The sequence below is a fragment of the Streptomyces sp. NPDC085460 genome, assembly GCF_044541975.1.
In the GTDB taxonomy this organism is placed as follows: Bacteria; Actinomycetota; Actinomycetes; order Streptomycetales; family Streptomycetaceae; genus Streptomyces.
Map to the genome: position 1 here is coordinate 516751 of NZ_JBITTO010000002.1, position 21403 is coordinate 538153.

General features: G+C 73.5%; 20 protein-coding genes. 11 read left to right on the top strand and 9 right to left on the bottom strand.

Annotation, left to right across the window (positions count from 1 at the left end; genetic code table 11):
* The first annotated feature begins 49 nt into the window (after nt 1-49).
* The 4 genes from ACIGHB_RS06625 (at nt 50) to ACIGHB_RS06640 (ending at nt 4274) form a co-directional block, all read left to right on the top strand.
* Nucleotides 50-1027: a hypothetical protein gene (locus tag ACIGHB_RS06625; RefSeq protein ID WP_399910057.1), complete on the top strand. Its 978-nt coding sequence runs from the start codon at nt 50-52 to the stop codon at nt 1025-1027.
* Between the two features lie 151 nt (nt 1028-1178).
* Nucleotides 1179-2528 carry a hypothetical protein gene (locus ACIGHB_RS06630; protein ID WP_399910060.1) on the top strand — a complete coding sequence of 450 codons (1350 nt, stop codon included), beginning with the start codon at nt 1179-1181 and terminating at the stop codon, nt 2526-2528.
* Complete coding sequence (locus ACIGHB_RS06635) at nt 2525-3400, top strand: sortase (protein WP_399910063.1); 876 nt, start codon at nt 2525-2527, stop codon at nt 3398-3400. The genes ACIGHB_RS06630 and ACIGHB_RS06635 overlap by 4 nt, the downstream gene beginning before the upstream one ends.
* A 52-nt stretch (nt 3401-3452) precedes the next feature.
* Entirely contained in the window at nt 3453-4274 is an 822-nt protein-coding gene (locus ACIGHB_RS06640; protein ID WP_399910459.1) for a phosphate ABC transporter ATP-binding protein, read from the top strand.
* Nucleotides 4275-4385: 111 nt separating this feature from the next.
* Here ACIGHB_RS06640 and ACIGHB_RS06645 read toward each other — a convergent pair whose 3' ends face one another.
* The 3 genes from ACIGHB_RS06645 to ACIGHB_RS06655 form a co-directional block, all read right to left on the bottom strand.
* Nucleotides 4386-6038 (bottom strand): phospho-sugar mutase, encoded by a 1653-nt coding sequence (locus tag ACIGHB_RS06645; RefSeq protein WP_399910066.1) that lies wholly within the window; start codon nt 6036-6038, stop codon nt 4386-4388.
* 244 nt (nt 6039-6282) lie between these two features.
* On the bottom strand, nt 6283-7086 hold the full coding sequence (locus ACIGHB_RS06650; protein WP_360310891.1) for a purine-nucleoside phosphorylase: 804 nt from the start codon (nt 7084-7086) through the stop codon (nt 6283-6285).
* A gap of 175 nt (nt 7087-7261) precedes the next feature.
* Nucleotides 7262-7699: a gamma-glutamylcyclotransferase gene (locus ACIGHB_RS06655; RefSeq protein ID WP_189847237.1), complete on the bottom strand. Its 438-nt coding sequence runs from the start codon at nt 7697-7699 to the stop codon at nt 7262-7264.
* Nucleotides 7700-7950: 251 nt separating this feature from the next.
* Here ACIGHB_RS06655 and ACIGHB_RS06660 point away from each other — a divergent pair, with 251 nt between their 5' ends.
* Nucleotides 7951-9390, top strand: a complete 1440-nt coding sequence (locus tag ACIGHB_RS06660) for an NAD(P)H-quinone dehydrogenase (RefSeq protein ID WP_360310889.1) — start codon at nt 7951-7953, stop codon at nt 9388-9390.
* 248 nt (nt 9391-9638) lie between these two features.
* Nucleotides 9639-10565, top strand: a complete 927-nt coding sequence (locus tag ACIGHB_RS06665) for a DeoR/GlpR family DNA-binding transcription regulator (RefSeq protein WP_388865988.1) — start codon at nt 9639-9641, stop codon at nt 10563-10565.
* A gap of 146 nt (nt 10566-10711) precedes the next feature.
* Here the strand turns inward: ACIGHB_RS06665 and ACIGHB_RS06670 are convergent, their stop codons facing one another.
* The gene (locus tag ACIGHB_RS06670) at nt 10712-12466 is read right to left on the bottom strand and encodes a biotin carboxylase N-terminal domain-containing protein (protein WP_360310885.1); all 1755 of its coding nucleotides are present in this window, start codon (nt 12464-12466) and stop codon (nt 10712-10714) included.
* 364 nt (nt 12467-12830) lie between these two features.
* Here ACIGHB_RS06670 and ACIGHB_RS06675 point away from each other — a divergent pair, with 364 nt between their 5' ends.
* Nucleotides 12831-13268, top strand: coding sequence for a hypothetical protein (locus ACIGHB_RS06675; protein WP_360310883.1), 438 nt, complete (start codon nt 12831-12833; stop codon nt 13266-13268).
* A 7-nt stretch (nt 13269-13275) separates the two neighbouring features.
* Here the strand turns inward: ACIGHB_RS06675 and ACIGHB_RS06680 are convergent, their stop codons facing one another.
* The 3 genes from ACIGHB_RS06680 to ACIGHB_RS06690 form a co-directional block, all read right to left on the bottom strand.
* Nucleotides 13276-13896, bottom strand: a complete 621-nt coding sequence (locus ACIGHB_RS06680) for a nucleoside triphosphate pyrophosphatase (protein ID WP_360310881.1) — start codon at nt 13894-13896, stop codon at nt 13276-13278.
* 13 nt (nt 13897-13909) lie between these two features.
* Entirely contained in the window at nt 13910-14038 is a 129-nt protein-coding gene (gene mmpB, locus ACIGHB_RS06685) for a morphogenic membrane protein MmpB (RefSeq protein ID WP_360310879.1), read from the bottom strand.
* Nucleotides 14039-14131: 93 nt separating this feature from the next.
* The gene (locus tag ACIGHB_RS06690; protein WP_399910072.1) at nt 14132-14809 is read right to left on the bottom strand and encodes a TetR/AcrR family transcriptional regulator; all 678 of its coding nucleotides are present in this window, start codon (nt 14807-14809) and stop codon (nt 14132-14134) included.
* 36 nt (nt 14810-14845) lie between these two features.
* On the opposite strand from ACIGHB_RS06690, the gene ACIGHB_RS06695 reads away from it, so the two are divergent.
* Nucleotides 14846-16252 carry an MFS transporter gene (locus ACIGHB_RS06695; RefSeq protein WP_360310877.1) on the top strand — a complete coding sequence of 469 codons (1407 nt, stop codon included), beginning with the start codon at nt 14846-14848 and terminating at the stop codon, nt 16250-16252.
* A 90-nt stretch (nt 16253-16342) separates the two neighbouring features.
* On the opposite strand, the gene ACIGHB_RS06700 is transcribed toward ACIGHB_RS06695, so the two are convergent.
* Both ACIGHB_RS06700 and ACIGHB_RS06705 read right to left on the bottom strand, forming a co-directional pair.
* Nucleotides 16343-16555: an acyl-CoA carboxylase epsilon subunit gene (locus ACIGHB_RS06700; protein ID WP_360310875.1), complete on the bottom strand. Its 213-nt coding sequence runs from the start codon at nt 16553-16555 to the stop codon at nt 16343-16345.
* 20 nt (nt 16556-16575) lie between these two features.
* Entirely contained in the window at nt 16576-18180 is a 1605-nt protein-coding gene (locus ACIGHB_RS06705) for an acyl-CoA carboxylase subunit beta (protein ID WP_399910076.1), read from the bottom strand.
* Between the two features lie 134 nt (nt 18181-18314).
* Between ACIGHB_RS06705 and ACIGHB_RS06710 the strand changes: the two genes are divergently transcribed.
* The 3 genes from ACIGHB_RS06710 (at nt 18315) to ACIGHB_RS06720 (ending at nt 21325) form a co-directional block, all read left to right on the top strand.
* Nucleotides 18315-19166 carry a biotin--[acetyl-CoA-carboxylase] ligase gene (locus ACIGHB_RS06710; RefSeq protein WP_360310871.1) on the top strand — a complete coding sequence of 284 codons (852 nt, stop codon included), beginning with the start codon at nt 18315-18317 and terminating at the stop codon, nt 19164-19166.
* A 161-nt stretch (nt 19167-19327) separates the two neighbouring features.
* The gene (locus ACIGHB_RS06715; protein ID WP_360310869.1) at nt 19328-20488 is read left to right on the top strand and encodes an adenylate/guanylate cyclase domain-containing protein; all 1161 of its coding nucleotides are present in this window, start codon (nt 19328-19330) and stop codon (nt 20486-20488) included.
* A 48-nt stretch (nt 20489-20536) separates the two neighbouring features.
* A complete protein-coding gene (locus ACIGHB_RS06720) occupies nt 20537-21325 on the top strand; it encodes an enoyl-CoA hydratase-related protein (protein WP_360310867.1) in 789 nt (262 codons plus the stop codon).
* The last annotated feature ends 78 nt before the right edge of the window (nt 21326-21403 follow it).

Here is a 21403-nt window from a genome sequence, read left to right on the forward strand (position 1 = left end):
TTTGCTTGCGCGTCCATTCCATGACATCCGTTTCCACGGAGGAGCAGAAGTGAACGTCAAGTCCCGCGCTCGTATCGGTGCCGCCCTCGGTGTGGCCGCCCTCGGTCTCGGCGCCGCCTTCGCCCCGGCGGCCCAGGCCGACCCCAACCCGGTCACCCAGTACCGCACCCTCGCGGGTGTCGGCTCGGACACCACCCAGGACGTCATGAACGGCCTCGGCGACGTCGTCGTCAACGCCATCGGCCAGAAGATCATCGCCTCCTGGAACGCCACGGGCACGGCCACCATCAAGACCAAGGCCACCGGCTGTGTGATCAACCGCCCGAACGGCTCCTCGGCCGGCATCGACGCGCTCCGCAACGCCGTGGACACCACCTCCGGCTGCCTCGACTTCGCCCGCTCCTCGCGCGGCCCGGTCGACACCGCCACCTCCACGGACCTGACCTGGATCCCCTTCGCCAAGGACGCGGTGTCCTGGGTGAAGCGCTCCAACAGCGCCCTGCCGTCCGACCTCACGGCCGCGCAGCTCAAGTCGATCTACGAGTGCAGCCTCACCAGCCTCAACGGCGTGGCGCTCACCCCGATCCTGCCGCAGGCCAACTCCGGCACCCGCCAGTTCTTCCTCTCCTCCATCGGCGTCACGACCCCGGGCTCCTGCGTCACGCAGGGCGTCCAGGAGAACGACGGCACCGTCCTCGACACCGCCGGCGACATCGCCCCCTACTCGGTCGCCCAGTACACGGCGCAGGAGAAGGGCGTCGTCACCGACCGCCGCGGCGCCGCCGTCCTCGGCTCCGTCGGCACCGTCGCCCCGCGCAACGCCGACAAGACGCTCAACCTGTCCTTCCCCTTCACCCGCGACGTCTACAACGTCGTCCCGACCCCGAAGCTGACGAACGCGACCATCGCGTCCACCTTCGTCGGCTCCACCTCCAAGGTCTGCGCCGCCGGCACCACCATCGCCAACTACGGCTTCGGCACCCTCGGCGCCAACTGCGGCACGACCACCCTCAAGGGCGAGCGCTGACCGCCACCCCACCCCACCGCACACCGGCCGGGCACCCCAGGGGTGCCCGGCCCCCGGCGTACCCCGCGAGGGCGGGCTCCGCCCCCCACCCGCCACCCGGCGGGCCGTCCGCCCGCCGTCCGATCCGACACCTACTCCTCAGGGGACCCGCATGAACCGCCCCACACCACTCCGCTCACCGGCGGCGCTGCTCACCGTGCTCGCCGTCCTCCTGGGCACCCTCGCCGCCGTCCTCGCGCTGGCCGCGCCCGCCAAGGCCGTCACCGTGCGGGGGACCTTCACGCTCCAGGGCGGTTCGGGCGCCATCGGCGATCCGGTCTTCGCGACGGGCGTCACCACCTCCGCCGCCTGCCCCCAGCCGGCGGACCCCGCGGAGCCGTACGACCGCGTCGAGCTCGCCCTCGTCAACCCCGACGCCTCCGCCGACTGGACGGACATCGCCGGCTCCGCCGCCGGGGAGCCGCTGAGCGGCGGTCCCTTCACCCGGGAGCTCGACCACCGGGTGGTCGACGGCCAGCCCCGGTCGAGCTCCCTGAGCGAGGCCCTCCGCCGCTACCGCCCCGAAGGGCCCCTCGACGGCAGGTACGAGCTCCGTCTGCACTGCCGCACCGCGACGGAGACCAACCGGGAGGACTACTTCTCGGCGATGGTCGAGGTGACCGGCGAGACCTGGGCGCCCATCGCGCAGAGGGCCACCGTCCTGGAGGTCACCTCCGACCCCGTGCAGGCGGTCGAGGGCGGGCGGGCCACGATCACCGCCACCGTCCAGCCGGCCGACGCCGCCGGATCGGTCGCCTTCCAGAAGTTCTTCAACGAGGAGCTCACCGACCTGGGCACCGTCGCCGTCTCCGGCGGCAAGGCCGAGACGGTCCTCACCGACCTCCCGCTCGCCCCGGACGGCATCGGCGTGGTCGCCACCTTCACCCCCGCCGACCCCGAGGCCCACACCCCGGTCTTCAGCGTCTACACGCTGTACGTGACCGACGAACCCCTCCCCACGCCCACGACCCCGACGCCCACCGGCACCACCCCCACCCCCACCGGTACGACCCCCACGCCCACGGACACCCCGACCGGCACCCCCACCGACGACCCGACGGACGAGCCCACCGACGAGCCCACGCCCACGGACCCGCCCAGCGGCACGCCGACCGCCACCGGCACCGCCACCCCCACGCCCACCGCGACCGGTACCGGCACCACCGGGGACACGTCCGGCGACTCCGGCTCCGGCTCAGGGTCCGGCTCGGGGTCCGGCTCCGGCGGTGACTCCGGCTCGTCCGGCTCCGGCTCCGGCGGCTCCGACACCGGATCCGCGGGCGGCTCCGGCTCCGGCTCGGGAGCGGGCGGCAGCGGCGGCACCACCACGAACGGCGGCACCCTCGCCGCCACCGGCGCCTCCGCCGCCGCCTCCGCCGCCCTCGGGTCGCTCGCGCTCTGCCTGCTCGGCGCCGCCGCCGTGATCGAGGTCCGCCGCCGCAAGGCGGGCGCCCGGCCGTGACGACCGCACCGGCACCAGCCGCCCCCCGCGCCGGGCTCGGCCCGGCCGGGGCGGCGCTGTGCGTCCTCGCCGCCCTCCTCATCGGCTTCGCCGCCCACCTGACCGTCGTCGGACACCTCCAGCACGCCCGCGACCAGGCCACCGCGTACGACACCCTCCGCGAGCAACTCGCCCTCGGCACCGCGCCGGTCGGGCAGACCACCTACGACGGCAGGCCGGTCGCCCTCGGCGACCCGATCGCGCTGCTCCGCATCCCGGTGCTCGGCCTGCGCGAGGTCGTCGCCGAGGGCACCACGTCGGGCGTGCTGATGTCGGGGCCGGGACACCGCCGCGACACCCCGCTGCCCGGCCAGGCAGGGACGGCCGTCCTCATGGGCCGCCAGTGGGCCTACGGCAGCCCCTTCAACGACCTGCACCGGCTGCCGCCCGGCGCCCGCGTCGAGGTGACGACCGGCCAGGGCGAGGCGGTGTACGAGGTGGTGGGCGTCCGCAGGCCGGGCGACCCGACCCTGCCCGCGCCCGGCGCCGGCGAGGGCCGGCTGACCCTGGTGACCGCCGAGGGAGGCGCGTACACGCCCGAGAACCACCTCTTCGTCGACGCGAAACAGGTCTCGGCCGTCCAGCCCAGCCCGGCCCGCCCGCTCCGCCCCGGCTGGATCACCGACCCCGAGAAGCCGCTCGCCGGCGACCCGGCGGCCTGGCCCCAGGTCTTCCTCGGCGCCCAGGCCCTCCTGCTGGCCGCCGTCCTCACCGTCGTCGCCCGCCGCCGCTGGGGCCCCCGCCAGACCTGGGTCGCCGCCACCCCCGTGCTCGTCGCCCTCGGCGTCCTCGTCTCCGGCGAACTGACCCGACTGATGCCCAACCTCCTCTGAGACCCGTGGAGCTGAAGAAACCGTGACCGACACGCTCGCCGACACCGCCCCCCTGCCGCCGGTCCCCGGCGCGAAGCCGACGGCCGGCCGGACCGGCCGCGCCGGCGCGCTCGACGCCGAGGCCGTCTCCGCCTGGTTCGGCGACCGCAAGGTCCTCGACCGGGTCTCGCTCGCCATGCCCGCCCACGAGGTGACCGCCCTCATCGGCCCCTCCGGCTGCGGCAAGTCCACCTTCCTCCGCATCCTCAACCGGATGCACGAACTCATCGGCTCCGCCGCCCTCTCCGGCCGCGTCCTCCTCGACGGCGCCGACATCTACGACCGGGGCCGCCGCATCACCCACGCCCGCCGCGAGATCGGCATGGTCTTCCAGAAGCCCAACCCGTTCCCCGCGATGTCCCTGTACGAGAACGTCCTCGCCGGCCTCAAGCTCGGCGGCGTCCGGGCCGGCCGCGACGAGAAGGACGCCCTCGTCGAGGAGTGCCTCACCCGCGCCGGACTCTGGAACGAGGTCAAGGACCGGCTCCGCCAGCCCGGCGGCGCCCTCTCCGGCGGCCAGCAGCAGCGCCTCTGCATCGCCCGCGCGCTCGCCGTCCGCCCCCGGGTGCTCCTCATGGACGAGCCCTGCTCGGCCCTCGACCCGACCTCCACCCGGCGCGTCGAGGAGACCATCGCCGAGCTCAAGTCCGACGTGACGATCGTGATCGTCACCCACAACATGCAGCAGGCCGCCCGGGTCTCCGACTCCTGCGCCTTCTTCCTCGCCGAACTGGGCACGCCCGGCGTCATCGTCGAACACGGCCCCACGGACCGGATGTTCGGCGCGCCGGCCGACCCGCGCACGGCCGACTACGTCAACGGCCGCTTCGGGTAGGGCGGCCGGAACGATCGGCGAAGGGCCGGTACGGGAGTCCCGTACCGGCACGGTACGACGAAGGGCCGGTACGGAACTCCCGTACCGGCCCTTCGCCCACTCACGCCCTGCTCACAGCCCCGCGGCCGCCGCCAGGTCCTTCTTCAGCGCGCCCAGCACCTCGGTGCCCGTCGCCCGCGCCGCGGCCAGACCGCTCGCGTCGGCGACCGGGACCACGACCTCCAGGTAGCACTTCAGCTTGGGCTCCGTGCCCGACGGGCGGACGATCACCCGCGCCTTGTACGCGCCGTCCAGGTGGTACCGCAGACCGTCCGTCGGCGGCAGCGACTCCGTGCCCTTCGTCAGGTCCTCCGCCGAGACGACCGGGAGGCCCGCGAGCCGCACCGGGGGCTTCTCGCGCAGCGCCGCCATCGCGTCGGCGATGACCGTCAGGTCCTCCACCCGCACCGACAGCTGGTCCGTGGCGTGCAGCCCGTGCGCCACCGCCAGGTCGTCGAGCAGGTCGGTCAGCGTCCGGCCCTCCTCCTTCAGCTCCGAGGCCAGCTCCGCGACGAGCAGCGCCGCCGTGATGCCGTCCTTGTCGCGGACGCCCTCCGGGTCCACGCAGTAGCCGAGCGCCTCCTCGTACCCGTACCGCAGACCGTCCACCCGGGCGATCCACTTGAAGCCGGTCAGCGTCTCCTCGTACCCGACCCCGGCCGCCTCGGCGATCCGCCCGAGCAGCGAGGACGACACGATCGACTCGGCGAAGACGCCGGTGGCGCCCTTGCGCACCAGGTGCGCGGCGAGCAGCGCGCCGACCTCGTCGCCGCGGAGCATCCGCCAGCCGCCCTCGGCGGAGGCGTCCGGCACGGCGACGGCGCAGCGGTCGGCGTCCGGGTCGTTGGCGATGACGATGTCGGGGTCCACGGCCCGGGCCGCCTCGAAGGCGAGGTCCATGGCGCCCGGCTCCTCCGGGTTCGGGAACGCGACCGTCGGGAACGCCGGGTCCGGCTCGGCCTGCGCCGCGACGAGCGCCGGCGGCGGGAAGCCGTGCCGTGCGAAGGCCGCCGTCAGGACGTCCTTCCCGACGCCGTGCATGGCCGTGTAGACGGTCCGCGCGGTCCGCGGCGAGCCGGGGGTCAGCACGGCGTCGGTCCGGGCCAGGTACGCCTCCAGGACCTCGTCGCCGAGCGTCTCCCAGCCGTCCTCGGGCCGCGGCACGTCGGCCAGCGCCCGGACGGCGGCGATCTCGGCCGCGATCCCGGCGTCCGCCGGGGGCACGATCTGCGAGCCGTCGCCCAGGTACACCTTGTAGCCGTTGTCGCGCGGCGGGTTGTGGCTCGCCGTCACCTCGACACCGGCGACGGCGCCCAGGTGCCTTATGGCGTACGCCAGGACCGGCGTCGGCAGCGGACGCGGCAGCAGCGCGGCGCGGAGCCCGGCGCCCGTCATCACGGCGGCGGTGTCGCGGGCGAAGTCGGCGGACTTGTAGCGGGCGTCGTAGCCGATGACGACCAGACCGCCGGCCTGCCCCTCCTTCTTCAGGTACGCGGCGAGGCCGGCGGCGGCCCGGATCACCACGGCCCGGTTCATCCGCATGGGCCCGGCGCCCAGCTCGCCGCGGAGCCCCGCGGTGCCGAACTGGAGCGTCCCGGCGAACCGGACGGTCAGCTCGTCGGTGTCCCCCCGGTCGAGGAGCGCGCCGAGCTCCTCGCGGGTCTCGGGGTCGGGATCCTCGGCGAGCCACGCCTGGGCCCGGGCGAGGAGTTCGTCCTGCGTCACGGTGATGCGCCTTTCGTCTGCGGGCGGGGTGGGGGCGGGTGTGTGGTGCGTGCGTGCGTGGGTGCGGGCGGGTGCGGGGCGCGGGTGTGGCCGCTGCGCGGAGCCTTTCCCTGGGCTGAATTTCAGCCCCGCCGGCGTTTGAGGCGCGGGGTCCGGGGCGGAGCCCCGGTGACGGGAAGGGGCGGGGTGGGGAAGAAGCCCCGCGCAGCGGCCCGCCCCCGCCCGTTCCGCCCCCGCGGCGACCTCAGATCCGGTCGAGGACCCGCGTCAGCAGTTCGCCCATCCGCGCCGCCGAGTCCTTCCCCGCCTGGAGGACCTCCTCGTGGTTGAGCGGCTCGCCCGAGAGCCCCGCGGCGAGGTTGGTGACGAGGGAGATGCCGAGGACCTCCGCGCCGGCCTCGCGCGCGGCGATGGCCTCCAGGACGGTGGACATGCCGACGAGGTCGCCGCCCATGACGCGGACCATGTTGATCTCGGCGGGGGTCTCGTAGTGCGGGCCGGGGAACTGGACGTAGACGCCCTCCTCCAGCGTCTCGTCGACCTCCTTGCACAGCGCGCGCAGCCGCGGCGAGTACAGGTCGGTGAGGTCGACGAAGTTCGCGCCGACGATCGGGGAGGCGGCGGTGAGGTTGATGTGGTCGCTGATGAGGACCGGCTGGCCGGGGCGCATGCCCTCGCGCAGACCGCCGCAGCCGTTGGTCAGGACGACGGTCTTCACGCCGGCGGCGACCGCGGTGCGGACGCCGTGGGCGACGGAGGCGACCCCGCGGCCCTCGTAGAAGTGGGTGCGGCCGAGGAAGACCAGGGCGCGCTTGTCGCCGATCTTGTACGAGCGGACCTTGCCGCCGTGGCCCTCGACGGCCGGCGGCGGGAAGCCCGGGAGCTCGGTGACGGGGAACTCGGCCTCGGGGGCGCCGAGGGCGTCCACGGCCGGGGCCCAGCCGGAGCCCATGACCAGGGCGACGTCGTGGTTCTCGACTCCGGTCAGCTCGCGCAGACGCGCGGCCGCGGCCTCGGCGGCCTCGTACGGGGTGGCAGTAGCGTTCACTGGCTCTTCTCGCCTCGGGGAGGGGGGTCCGAGGGAGGTGACCCCGGACGGAATTCGTTCGCGAAGAAGCCTAGCCCGAGAATGCCTACGCGCGTAGATGACGGCGCGGACGGACATGCGATCGTTGTCTTGTCGTTTCCGACGAAAACGCCCGGGCGGGGCCTCGGCGCCGGCCTCAGCAGGGCCGCTTGCGGATCTCCATCACGTAGTCGTGCGGCGCGCCCGCCGACTCCGCCGCGTCGGCGACCTCGCCCAGGTAGCGGGCGGACGGCAGCCCGCCCTCGTACGCGTTGAGCACGTACACCCAGGCCGCCTCCTCGCCGTCGAGGGTGTGCACCCGGACCCGCATCCGCCGGTAGATGTCGAGCCCGACGCCCTCCCAGCGGTCCATGGAGTCCTCGTCCATCGGGGCGATGTCGTACAGCGCCACGAAGACCTGCTGGCGCGGGGCCTCGACGAGGGTGGCCAGCGCCCCCTCCCAGCCCATCTGCTCGCCGCCGAAGGTGAGCCGCCAGCCGTTCAGCCAGCCGGTGCCGCGCAGTGGGGAGTGCGGGGCGCGGCGGCTCATCAGCCGCGCGTCGAGGTTGCCGGCGTAGGCGGCGTAGAGCGACATGGGACCGAGGGTACGGGAGTGACCCTGGTATCCGGCGAACGCCGAGGTGGGGGCCGCACGGGCGCTGGCGCGGCGGTCGGACCGGGCCTTTTCCGGCTTCTCCCGGCTTTACCCCGCCCCGGCGCGAGGGACCGGGCGCCGTACGGGAGAATGGGGTACGCACGTGAGGCGTGCGGGACAATGGCGTACGCACTGCAGCCCACGGGGGCCGCACACCCCCGGCAGAACGAGAGCGCGAGGCGTAGATCCCAGTGACCCGGATCGTGATCATCGGCGGCGGACCCGGCGGATACGAGGCTGCCCTGGTGGGCGCCCAGCTCGGCGCGGAGGTGACCGTCGTCGACTGCGACGGCCTCGGCGGCGCGTCCGTCCTGACCGACTGCGTCCCCTCCAAGACCCTGATCGCCACGGCGGAGGTGATGACCACCTTCGACTCCTCCTACGAGGAGCTGGGCATCATCGTCGCGGACGACACCCCGCACGTCGAGCAGGCCGCCCGCGTCGTCGGCGTGGACCTCGGCAAGGTCAACCGACGGGTGAAGCGGCTCGCGCTGGCCCAGTCGCACGACATCACCGCCTCCGTCACCCGGGCGGGCGCCCGGGTGCTGCGCGGTCGCGGCCGGCTCTCCGGCCGGCAGGCCGTCGACGGCTCCCGCCAGGTGATCGTGACGGCGGCCGACGGCACCGAGGAGACGCTGACCGCCGACGCCGTGCTGATCGCGACCGGCGGCCACCCGCGCGAGCTGGCCGACGCCAAGCCGGACGGCGAGCGGATCCTGAACTGGACCCAGGTCTACGACCTGAAGGAGCTCCCGGAGGAGCTCATCGTCGTCGGTTCCGGTGTCACCGGCGCCGAGTTCGCCGGCGCCTACCAGGCGCTCGGCTCCCGGGTCACGCTCGTCTCCTCCCGCGACCGCGTGCTGCCCGGCGAGGACCCGGACGCCGCCGCCGTCCTGGAGGACGTCTTCCGCCGCCGCGGCATGAACGTCATGGCCCGCTCGCGCGCCGAGTCCGCCAAGCGGGTCGGCGACCGCGTCGAGGTCACCCTCTCCGACGGCCGGGTCATCTCCGGCACCCACTGCCTGATGGCCGTCGGCGCCATCCCGAACTCCGCCGGCATGGGCCTGGAGGAGGCCGGGGTCCGGCTCAAGGACTCCGGGCACATCTGGACCGACCGGGTCTCCCGCACCTCCGCCCCCGGCGTGTACGCGGCCGGCGACGTCACCGGGATCTTCGCGCTCGCCTCGGTCGCCGCCATGCAGGGCCGGATCGCGATGTACCACTTCCTCGGCGACGCGGTGACCCCGCTCAACCTGAAGACGGTCTCCTCGAACGTCTTCACCGACCCCGAGATCGCCACCGTCGGCTACACCCAGGCCGACGTCGACGCCGGCAAGATCGACGCCAAGGTCGTCAAGCTGCCGCTGCTGCGCAACCCGCGCGCCAAGATGCAGGGCATCCGGGACGGCTTCGTGAAGATCTTCTGCCGTCCCGGCACCGGCATCGTGGTCGGCGGCTGTGTCGTCGCCCCCCGGGCGAGCGAGCTGATCCACCCGATCTCGATCGCGGTCGACAACAATCTGACGGTCGAACAGATCGCAAATGCTTTCACCGTGTACCCCTCCCTGTCGGGCTCGATCGCGGAAGTGGCACGGCAGTTGCACACCCGAAAGACCTCGGGCGAGGGCTGACCGCCCGCTGAGCCTGGAGCCGATCACCGCCCCCGCCTGCGGGAACGGTTCGCCGACTCGGACAACCCCCGGCAAGACGGGGCATAGCCGGGGCACAAAACGGATCAATGGCGGGGCTCCCCATACCACTTGGGGGCCCCGCCTGTGTGCATCTTCCGCAATCCGGCCCATAGTGCTGAAAAGCAACGGCGACGCACGTTACTGTCAGTTTCGTGTTCGCTGCAGAACGTCGCCAGTTGATCCTCGAAATGGTGCGAGCCAATGGGGCCGTGTCGCTCCGCGAGCTCGCCCGCGTCGTCCAGACCTCCGAAGTGACCGTGCGCCGTGACGTACGGGCGCTGGAGGCAGAAGGACTCCTCGACCGCCGGCACGGCGGTGCGGTGTTGCCGGGCGGATTCACGCGAGAATCCGGCTTCCCGCAGAAATCCCATCTCGCGACCGCGGAGAAGACGGCCATCGCCGACGTCGCCGCGAGCCTGGTCGAAGAGGGCGAGGCGATCGTCGTCGGCGCCGGGACCACCACCCAGGAGCTGGCCCGCCGGCTCGCCCGGGTGCCCGGCCTCACGGTGGTCACCAACTCGCTGCTCGTCGCCCAGGCCCTGGCGCACGCCAACCGGGTCGAGGTCGTCATGACCGGCGGCACCCTGCGCGGCTCCAACTACGCGCTGGTGGGCAGCGGGGCCGAGCAGTCGCTCCAGGGGCTGCGGGTCTCCCGGGCCTTCCTCTCCGGCAGCGGGCTCACCGCCGAGCGCGGCCTCTCCACCTCCAACATGCTCTCCGCGAGCGTGGACCGGGCGCTGGTGCAGGCGGCGGCCGAGGTCGTGGTCCTCGCCGACCACACCAAGCTGGGCACCGACACCATGTTCCAGACGGTGCCGACGGACGTGATCACCCGGCTGGTCACCGACGAGCCCCCGCCGCACGACGAGCGGGCCGCCGGAGAGCTCCAGGCCCTCGCCGACCAGGGCGTGCAGATCGCCGTGGCCGGCACCGGCCAGAGCGCCGTCCCCGCCCCCGAGCAGCTGCCCCCGGGCGTCCGGGGCCGCCGGGACATGCCGCTCCCCGTCCAGCGCGGCGGCAGGATGCCCGGAGGCCAGTTCAGGGGCCCCGGCCCCGGTCTGGGCGCCGAGCCCCTGGAGCGCACGGCCCGCGTCGCGGACCTGCGCCGCCGCTGAACCCGGTTCCCCCGCACCGCCCCGGGCCCGTACGCAGGCCCCCGTACGCAGTGAGCCGCCCGTCCCTGTTCCCCGCGCCGCCCCCGGACGCGGAGAAGGGCCCCCAGGCGGCTGCCTGCGGGCCCTTCCCGTGAGCTGCCGGGCCGTCAGCCCTTGATCTCGCAGATGCCGGCGCCGGACGTGATGGAGGCGCCGACCTCCGCGCTGAGGCCGGTGACGGTGCCCGACTTGTGGGCGTTGAGGGGCTGCTCCATCTTCATGGCCTCCAGGACCACGATCAGGTCGCCCTCCTTGACCTCCTGGCCCTCCTCGACCGCGATCTTCACGATCGTGCCCTGCATGGGCGAGGCGAGGGTGTCGCCGGAGGCGGTCGGGCCGGACTTCTTCGCGGCGCGGCGCTTGGGCTTGGCGCCGGCGGCGAGACCGGTGCGGGCCAGCGTCATGCCGAGCGAGGAGGGCAGGGAGACCTCCAGGCGCTTGCCGCCGACCTCGACCACGATGGTCTCGCGGCCCGCCTCGTCCTCGTCCGCGTCGGCACCGGCCGGGGCGAACGGCTTGATCTCGTTGACGAACTCCGTCTCGATCCACCGGGTGTGGACCCGGAAGGGGTCGGCGGTGAAGTCGGGGTCGACGACGGCGGCCTGGTGGAAGGGGATGGCGGTGGCCATGCCCTCGACCTTGAACTCCGCGAGCGCGCGGGCGGCCCGCTGGAGCGCCTGCTCACGGGTGGCGCCGGTGACGATCAGCTTGGCGAGGAGGGAGTCCCACGCCGGGCCGATGACGCTGCCGGACTCGACGCCCGCGTCGAGGCGGACACCGGGGCCGGTCGGCGGCTGGAACAGGGTGACGGTGCCGGGGGCGGGCAGGAAGTTCCGGCCCGGGTCCTCGCCGTTGATACGGAACTCGAAGGAGTGACCCCGAACGGCCGGGTCGCCGTAACCGAGCTCCTCGCCGTCGGCGATCCGGAACATCTCGCGCACCAGGTCGATGCCGGTGACCTCTTCGGTGACCGGGTGCTCGACCTGGAGACGGGTGTTGACCTCCAGGAAGGAGATCGTGCCGTCCATTCCGACGAGGAACTCGACCGTGCCGGCGCCGACGTAGCCGGCCTCCTTGAGGATCGCCTTCGACGCCGAGTACAGCTGGGCGTTCTGCTCGTCCGTCAGGAACGGCGCCGGGGCCTCCTCGACGAGCTTCTGGTGACGGCGCTGGAGCGAGCAGTCGCGGGTGGAGACGACGACCACGTTGCCGTGGGTGTCGGCCAGGCACTGGGTCTCGACGTGCCGCGGCTTGTCGAGGTAGCGCTCGACGAAGCACTCGCCGCGGCCGAACGCGGCGACCGCCTCGCGGACGGCGGAGTCGTAGAGCTCGGGCACCTCTTCGAGGGTGCGGGCGACCTTCAGACCGCGGCCGCCACCGCCGAAGGCGGCCTTGATCGCGATCGGCAGGCCGTGCTCCTTCGCGAAGGCGACGACCTCGTCCGCGCCGGAGACCGGGTCGGGCGTGCCGGCGACCAGCGGCGCGCCGGCGCGCTGGGCGATGTGGCGGGCGGCGACCTTGTCACCGAGGTCGCGGATCGCGTGCGGCGGCGGGCCGATCCAGGTCAGACCCGCGTCCAGGACGGCCTGGGCGAACTCCGCGTTCTCGGACAGGAAGCCGTACCCGGGGTGGACGGCGTCCGCGCCGGCGTCCTTCGCGGCCTGGAGCACCTTGGCCATGTCCAGGTAGCTGGTGGCCGGGGTGTCACCGCCCAGGGCGAACGCCTCGTCGGCCGCGCGGACGTGCAGGGCGTCCCGGTCCGGATCGGCGTAGACGGCTACGCTCGCGATCCCGGCATCCCGGCAGGCACGGGCGACACGAACAGCGATTTCGCCACGGTTGGCGATGAGCACCTTGCGCACGATGGCTCCCTCCTTGAAACAAGCTGAGTTTAGGGACTGCCGACACGGCCCCTCGACCCGTCCCCAAGGGTGAGCTTGCCCACACGGAGCGTGAATCGACGGTCGCTCGGGTCGTGAATTCCCTTGTCGCACCACGGTACGCAGGGTTTCTTTACGGCACAGTAGCTCCGAGGTGTGGCGCAGGTCTCTGTTCGTGGAGCCAGTCGCCATTCGGGTTTCTTTGTGGAGTCCCTACGAATGGACCAATGATTCTTTGCCGCACCGTCGACCTTCGGCCAACCCGTCCGCACTCTTGTCCGAGCGTTTACCGGCCAGTAGCCTTCGCGCAGTCGACCGTACTGCCGGTAACAAGCGAATTCAGGGGGTGGCCGAGGTGGCCCGCAGACCGATCGCACTCGTCACGGCCGTCGTCCTCCTCCTGGAGGCGCCCGCGATCGTCGGCCTCAACGCGATCATGGCCCGCTTCGTGGAGGCCCAGTCGATGTCCCTCGACGGGCTCGACCCCGACCACATGGTCACCGGCACCTGGGCGCTCGGCATCGGCTCCGGGCTCGCCCTCGCGCTCTGCGCGCTCGTCGCCTTCCTCGCGGGCGTCCGCGACCGCGCCCCCGGGCGCCTCGGCCGGGGGCTGCTCATCGGCTGCGCGGTCGTCCACGGAGTGCTCGGCGCGGTCGCGGTCGGCCTGATCGGCTGGGCCGCCTTCGCCGTCCTGATGACCGTCGTCGGCCTGATCGTGCTCACCCTGGTGGCGTACGGGAAGGAGCCCGCCGCCCCCGAGGAGGCGGCGGTCGCGGCGGCCTGACGGGGGCTCAGGCCCAGAGCTCGGTGATGCCCACGTCCAGCTTGGCCAGGAGCCTGCGCAGCAGCGGCAGCGACAGGCCGATCACGTTGCCGGGGTCGCCGTCGATGCCCTCGATGAACGGCGCGGACCGGCCGTCCAGGGTGAACGCGCCCGCCACGTGCAGCGGTTCGCCGCTCGCCACGTACGCCGCGACCTCCTCGTCCGTCGGCTCGCCGAACCGCACCACGGTGGCCGCCGTCGCCGACTCGTACCGCTTGGCCGCCGTGTCGTAGACGCAGTGTCCGGTCTGGAGGATGCCGACCCTGCCCCGCATCTCCTTCCACCGGGCGGTGGCCTCGGCGGCGTCGGCGGGCTTGCCCAGGGCGCGTCCGTCCAGCTCCAGGACCGAGTCGCAGCCGATCACCAGCGCGCCGCTGACCTCGGGGCGGGCGGCGACGTGGGCCGCCTTGGCCTCCGCGAGGGCGAGCGCGAGCTCCGCCGGGGTGGGGGCGTGGACCTTGTCCTCGTCCACGCCGCTGACGATCACCTCGGGGGCGAGGCCGGCCTGGCGGAGCAGGCCGAGCCGGGCGGGGGAGGCGGAGGCGAGGACGAGCCGGCGGGGCGTGCCGCCCGGACGATCAGCAGTCATGGGGGCAGCGTACTCAGCGCGCGCCCACCGCGAGCATCAGGACGACCATGGCCATCGCCAGGAGCACGCCCGATCTGCGCAGCATCTCCTGCGCCTCGCGCAGGAACTTCGGCGGCTTGTTCTCCGGGTCGGACCACAGCATGCCCCGATCCTGCTCCCGGGACGGCCGCGGCGCCTGAGTACGGATACTCAACACCGCGGCCGTCCGGGGGCGGGGTGCGGGGCGCGCCCGCGCTCAGGCCGTGCGCGGGGCCGTGTACGCGCCCGCCGTCGCGGCGGCCAGGGCGGCCGTCGCGGCCCGCTCGGCGTCGGCGGCGGTCAGTTCCTCGTGGGTGACGGCGAAGCGGTAGTACAGCGGCGCGGAGACGGCCCGCAGGAGCTCCAGGGGGTCGGTGCCGGCGGGGAGTTCGCCGCGCGTCACGGCCCGCTCGGCGACGGGCGCCCATTCGGTGAGCCGGGTCCGGTAGAAGCCGCCGAGGGCGCGGGCGCACTCCTCGTCGCAGGCGGCGGCGGCGATGACGGCGCGGAAGACGGCGCCCATCCGGGGGTCGGCGAGGGTCTCCCGGACGAGGACGGCGTTGGCCCGCAGGTCGCCCGCGAGGGTGCCGGTGTCGGCGGCGGGCAGCGACTGCTCGGCCATGTCGTGGAGGAGGTCGGCGACCAGGCCGGCGGGCGAGGCCCAGCGGCGGTAGACGGTGGTCTTGCCGACGCCCGCGGCGGCGGCGATCCGGTCCATGTTCAGGCCGTGGAAGCCGCCGTCGGCGAGGGCTTCCTGGGTGGCGTCGAGGACCGCCCGCCGGACCTTGGCGGTACGGCCTCCGGGGCGCTGGGTGCCGGGCACGGCCGACGGGCTCTCACTCAAACGGGTCTCCTGTTCCATTAAGGCGGTGCGGTCTGCTACGGTCTCGTTCATCTTAACGGAACCAGTCTCCCATTAAGGGGTCCCGTGATGGCTGCCCTCGACGCTCCCCCCGCCCCGGCGACGCCCGCTCCCGCGGACGCCCGCATGGACGGAAGGACACGCCTCGTCCTCGTCGTCCTCCTCGTCGCCCAGTTCATGCTCGCCGTCGACTTCTCGATCCTGAACGTCGCCCTCCCCGTCATCGGCGAAGGACTCGGCTTCTCCCTCGGCGGCCTCCAGTGGATCGCCACCTCCTTCGCCCTCGCCGCCGCCGGCTTCACCCTCCTCTTCGGCCGCCTCGCCGACCTCCTCGGCCGCCGCCGCGTCTTCCTCGCCGGCATGGGCGTCCTCGGCGCCGCCTCCCTCGCCGGCGGCCTCGCCACCACCCCCGAACTCCTCATGGCCGCCCGCGTCGCCCAGGGCCTCGCCACCGCCGCCGTCACCCCCGCCGGCCTCGCCCTGCTCACCTCCGCCTTCCCCGAGGGCCCGCTCCGCGCCCGCGCCCTCGGCCTCAACGGCGCCCTGATGTCCGCCGGGTTCACCACCGGGGCCGTCCTCGGCGGCGTCCTCACCGACCTGCTCTCCTGGCGCTGGGCCTTCCTCATCAACGTGCCCGTCGCCCTCGCCGTCCTCCTCGTCGCCCCCGCCGTCCTCAAGGAGAGCCGCCCCGCCACCCGGCCCCGGCTCGACGTGCCCGGCGCGATCACCGTCACCGGCGGCCTGCTCGCCCTCGTCCTCGGCCTCACCAGCGCCGGCGAGCACGGCTGGACCGCCCCCGGCACCCTCGTCCCGCTCGCCGCGGCCGCCGCCCTCCTCGCCGCCTTCCCCCTCGTCGAACGGCGCTCCGCCGCGCCCCTCGTCCCCCTCCGGATCCTGCGGCGCCGCACCGTCGTCGTGGGCAACCTCGCCGGGCTCGCCGCCTTCGCCACCGAGACCTCGCTGGTCTTCCTGATGACCCTGCACCTCCAGGACGTGCTCGGCTTCTCCCCGCTCGCCGCCGGCCTCTCCTTCGGCGTCCTCGGCGCCGGCACCGTCCTCGGCGGACTGCTCGCCCCCCGCTTCACCGGGCGCTTCTCGCCCCGCGCCGCCCTCGTCGCCGGCGGCGCCCTCCAGGCCGCCGCCACCCTCACCCTGCTCGGCATCGGCGACGGGCGGAACACCTACGGACTGCTGCTCGCGGCCACCTTCGCCGGCGGCGTCGGCAACATGCTCGCCATCGTCGGCTTCATGATCACCGCCACCTCCGGCCTCCCCGACTCCGAGCAGGGCATGGCCACCGGCATCGCCACCATGACCCAGCAGATCGGCATCACCCTCGGGACCCCGGTCATGAGCGCCGTCGTCGTCACCGCCGCCACGCTCCCCGACGGCATCGCCCGCGCCGTCGCCGTCAACGCCGCCCTCGTCGCCCTGGCCGCCCTCGCCTCCGCGCTCCTGCTGCGCCGCCGCCGCTGACCGGCCGCCCGCGCCACGAGAGGCCGCACCCGCACACGACGAGGGCCGGACCCCCCGCACACGGGGTCCGGCCCTCGCCGACGTACTCCTCTAGACCGGCCAGTAGGACCGCGCCCAGGCCCGCGGGCCCGGCCGCTGCCGTACCGCGCGCGCGATCCGCGACGGATCCGACCAGCCCTCCGGTACCACCGGGCCGCCGCCCTGCGCGGCCGCCGCCGCCGTGGCCGCGGCCCGGGCCTGGACCACCGCCAGTGCGGCGGCCAGCTCCTCCGGCGTCGGGTTGCCTCGTACGACCTTGATCATCGTGCTGTCCCTCCCGAGGGCTAGAGCGGGATGTTGCCGTGCTTCTTCGGAGGCAGGGATTCCCGCTTGGTCCGCAGCTGACGCAGCCCCTTCACGAGCTGGGCCCGGGTCTCCGACGGCAGGATCACCCCGTCGATGTACCCGCGCTCGGCCGCGATGTACGGGTTGAGCAGCGTGTCCTCGTACTCCTGGATCAGCCGCGCCCGCACCGCCTCGACATCCTCGCCGGCCGCCTCCGCCTCGGCGATCGTCCGCCGGTGCAGGATGTTCACCGCGCCCTGCGCGCCCATGACCGCGATCTGCGCCGTCGGCCACGCCAGGTTCAGGTCGGCGCCCAGGTGCTTGGAGCCCATCACGTCGTACGCGCCGCCGAACGCCTTGCGCGTGATGACCGTGATCAGCGGCACCGTCGCCTCGGCGTACGCGTAGATCAGCTTCGCGCCGCGCCGGATGATGCCGCCGTACTCCTGGTCCACGCCCGGCAGGAAGCCCGGCACGTCCACGAAGGTCAGCACCGGGACGTTGAACGCGTCGCAGGTGCGGACGAAACGCGCCGCCTTCTCCGAGGCGTCGATGTCCAGACAACCCGCGAACTGCATCGGCTGGTTGGCGACGATGCCGACCGGGAAGCCCTCCACCCGGCCGAAACCGGTCAGGATGTTCGGCGCGAACAGCGCCTGCGTCTCCAGGAACTCGCCGTCGTCCACGACGTGCTCGATGACCTTGTGCATGTCGTACGGCTGGTTCGCCGAGTCCGGGATCAGCGCGTCGAGCTCCAGGTCCTCGCCCGACACCTCGGTGTCCGCCGTCTCCGGGAAGGCCGGCGCCTCCGAGAGGTTGTTCGACGGCAGGTACGAGAGCAGCTGCTTCACGTACTCGATGGCGTCCTTCTCGTCCCCCGCCAGGTGGTGCGCCACGCCCGACGTGGCGTTGTGCGTCCGCGCGCCGCCCAGCTCCTCGAAGCCCACGTCCTCGCCGGTCACCGTCTTGATGACGTCGGGACCCGTGATGAACATGTGGGAGGTCTGGTCCACCATCACCGTGAAGTCGGTGATCGCGGGGGAGTACACCGCACCGCCCGCGCAGGGGCCCACGACCAGCGAGATCTGCGGGATCACCCCCGACGCGTGGGTGTTGCGGCGGAAGATCTCGCCGTACATGCCGAGCGCGCTCACACCCTCCTGGATGCGGGCGCCGCCCGAGTCGTTGATGCCGACCACCGGGCAGCCGGTCTTCAGCGCGAAGTCCATCACCTTGATGATCTTCTGCCCGTACGTCTCGCCGAGCGCCCCGCCGAAGACGGTGAAGTCCTGCGAGAACACCGCCACCGGACGCCCGTCGACCGTGCCGTAGCCGGTGACGACCCCGTCGCCGTACGGCCGGTTCTTCTCCAGGCCGAAGTTGGTCGACCGGTGCCGCGCCAGCTCGTCCAGCTCCACGAAGGAGCCCTCGTCGAGCAGCAGGGCGATCCGCTCACGCGCGGTCAGCTTGCCCTTCGCGTGCTGCTTCTCCACCGCGCGCTCCGAGCCGGCGTGCGTGGCCTCGCCGATACGGCGCCTCAGATCCGCGATCTTGCCCGCGGTCGTGTGAATGTCGATCTCGTACTGCTCTGCCGGCTCGGACATCGGGATGCGGCTCCCTGCCTGGTCACGGGGGGTTCGATGACTGCGAATGGGCTACTGACGGCCTACTGACCCGTAGCGTATCGGCGCGCGTACGGCAGCGCAGTGCGGTCTATCCCACACCTAGTCTGGCTTGCATGACGTCCTCCCACGCATCCGGCGGACCCTGGTCCGACCTCGACCGACCCCCGCTCAACGCCCGCGCGCTGCGCCAGGCACTGCTCCTCCCGGACGGCCTGTGGACCTCCCTCGACGTGGTCCCCACCACCGGCTCCACCAACTCCGACCTCGCCGCGCGCGCCGCCGAACTGCCCGAGGGCGCCGTCCTCGTCGCCGAGGAGCAGACCTCCGGCCGCGGCCGCCTCGACCGCACCTGGAGCGCCCCCGCCCGCTCCGGGCTCTTCCTCTCCGTCCTGCTCAAGCCGGACGTGCCCGCGCACCGGCTCGGCTGGCTGCCGCTGCTCACCGGCGTCGCCGCCGCCACCGGCCTGGTCAAGGCCGCGGGCGTCGACGTCTCCCTCAAGTGGCCCAACGACCTCCTGGTCACCGTCGACGGAGAAGAGCGCAAGGCCGGCGGCATCCTCGCCGAGCGGGCCGGCGAGCACGGCGTCGTCGTCGGCCTCGGCATCAACGTCTCCCTCCGCGCCGAGGAACTGCCCGTCCCCGGCGCCGGCTCCCTCCTCCTCGCCGACGCCGTCTCCACCGACCGCGACACCCTGCTGCGGGCCGTCCTGCGCTCCCTCGCCGACTGGTACGGCGCCTGGACGCGGGCCGGCGGCGACCCCGAGGCGTCCGGGGTCCAGGCGGCCTACGCGGCCGGCTGCGCCACCCTCGGCCACCGGGTCCGCGCCGACCTGCCGGGCGAGCGGATGCTGGAGGGCGAGGCGGTCTCCCTGGACGGCGACGGGCGCCTGGTCGTCGCCACCGAGGGCGGCGGCACGGAGGCGGTCGGCGCGGGCGACATCGTCCACCTGCGCGCGACCGGCTGAGGCTTCCGCGCGCGACCGGCTGAGCCTCCCGCGTGCGACCGGCCGATCCCCCGGCCGTTCCGGCGTGAGCCAGCCCACACCTGTCGTATCGTGGAGCGCGATCCAGGCGAACAGATCGGCAGAACAGTGGGCAGCGGCAGGGAACGGGCAGGAGGCGGCCGGTGACCGTCGACGACGCGAACACGGGCGACGACCCGTCCGGCGCGGCCGGGGCCGCGGAGACCTCGGCGTACCCGACCCCCCACCACGCCGTCGACCACACGGTCGAGCCGAGCGACGACCCGCTCGCCATCCGCCTCGAACAGCTCATCCTCGGCGCCGACCGCCGCTACACCCCCTTCCAGGCCGCCCGCACCGCCGGCGTCTCCATGGAACTGGCCTCCCGCTTCTGGCGGGCCATGGGCTTCGCCGACATCGGCCAGGCCAAGGCGCTCACCGAGGCCGACGTGCTCGCCCTGCGGCGGCTCGCCGGCCTCGTCGAGGCGGGGCTGCTCAGCGAGCCCATGGCGGTGCAGGTCGCCCGCTCCACCGGGCAGACCACCGCCCGGCTGGCCGAATGGCAGATCGACTCCTTCCTGGAGGGCCTGACCGAGCCGCCCGAGCCCGGCATGACCCGCACCGAGGTCACGTACCCCCTGGTCGAGCTGCTCCTCCCGGAACTGGAGGAGTTCCTGATCTACGTGTGGCGGCGGCAGCTCGCCGCCGCCACCGGCCGCGTCGTGCAGGCCGCCGACGACGAGGAGATGGTCGACCGGCGGCTCGCCGTGGGCTTCGCCGACCTCGTCGGCTTCACCCGCCTCACCCGCCGCCTGGAGGAGGAGGAGCTCGGCGAACTGGTCGAGGCGTTCGAGACCACCTGCGCCGACCTGGTCGCCGCGCACGGCGGCCGGCTCATCAAGACCCTCGGCGACGAGGTGCTGTACGCGGCGGACGACGCCGGCATCGCCGCCGAGATCGCGCTCCGCCTGATCGAGACCCTCAGCCAGGACGAGACCATGCCGGCGCTGCGCGTCGGCATCGCCTTCGGCACCGTCACGACCCGGATGGGCGATGTCTTCGGCACCACCGTGAACCTCGCGAGCCGGCTCACGTCGATAGCGCCGAAGGACGCCGTCCTGGTCGACAGCGCCTTCGCCGAGGAGCTCACCAGGACCGGCGAGGTGCCCGTGTCGGAGGCCGAGGCGGCGGAGGACGCCGCCCGCGCCGAGAAGGAGGGCCGGACCCCCCGGGCGTACCGCTTCGCGCTCCAGCCGATGTGGCAGCGCTCCGTCCGCGGCCTCGGCGTCGTGGAGCCCTGGCTCCTGAACCGCCGCCCGACCTAAGATCCCTCCCGGTGACTGTGAACCGTCGTTAACCGGGAGGGCTGAGGGATGACCGAGCAGCGTTTTGGTGAGTTCGTGCTGGTCCGCAGGGAGGGGCACGTCGCCGAGTTCGTCCTCGACCGGCCCAAGGCGATGAACGCGGTCTCCTCCGCGATGGCCCGCTCCATCGGCGAGGCGTGCGCGGCCCTCGCCGCCGACCCGGCCGTCCGGGTCACCGTCCTGACCTCGTCGAACGACCGGGCCTTCTGCGTCGGCGCCGACCTCAAGGAGCGCAACTCCTTCACCGACGCCGAGCTGGTCCGCCAGCGGCCCACCGCCCGCGCCGCCTACACCGGCGTCCTGGAGCTGCCCATGCCGACCGTCGCGGCCGTGCACGGATTCGCCCTCGGCGGCGGCTACGAGCTGGCGCTCGCCTGCGACCTGATCGTCGCCGACGCCACCACCGTCGTCGGCCTCCCGGAGGTCTCCGTCGGCGTCATCCCGGGCGGCGGCGGTACGCAGCTGCTGCCGCGCCGGGTGGGCGCCGCGCGCGCCGCCGAACTGGTCTTCACGGCGCGCCGGGTGGAGGCCGCGGAGGCCCGGGAGCTGGGCCTGGTCGACGTCGTCGCGGAGGAGGCCAGGACGGCCGCCCTCGAACTCGCCGGGCGGATCGCCGTGAACTCGCCGGTCGGGCTGCGCGCCGCGAAGAAGGCGATGCGGCTCGGGCAGGGGCTCGACCTGCGGGCCGGCCTGGAGGTCGAGGACGCGGCCTGGCGCTCGGTGGCCTTCTCCGGCGACCGGGCCGAGGGCGTGGCCGCGTTCAACGAGAAGCGGAAGCCGGAGTGGCCCGGCGAGTGACAGAAATGATCCCGTTTTGTACCAGATGTCACTTTCCGTGACGTCTCGAAAGGGAAAACGGATCAAACCTCCCTAAGC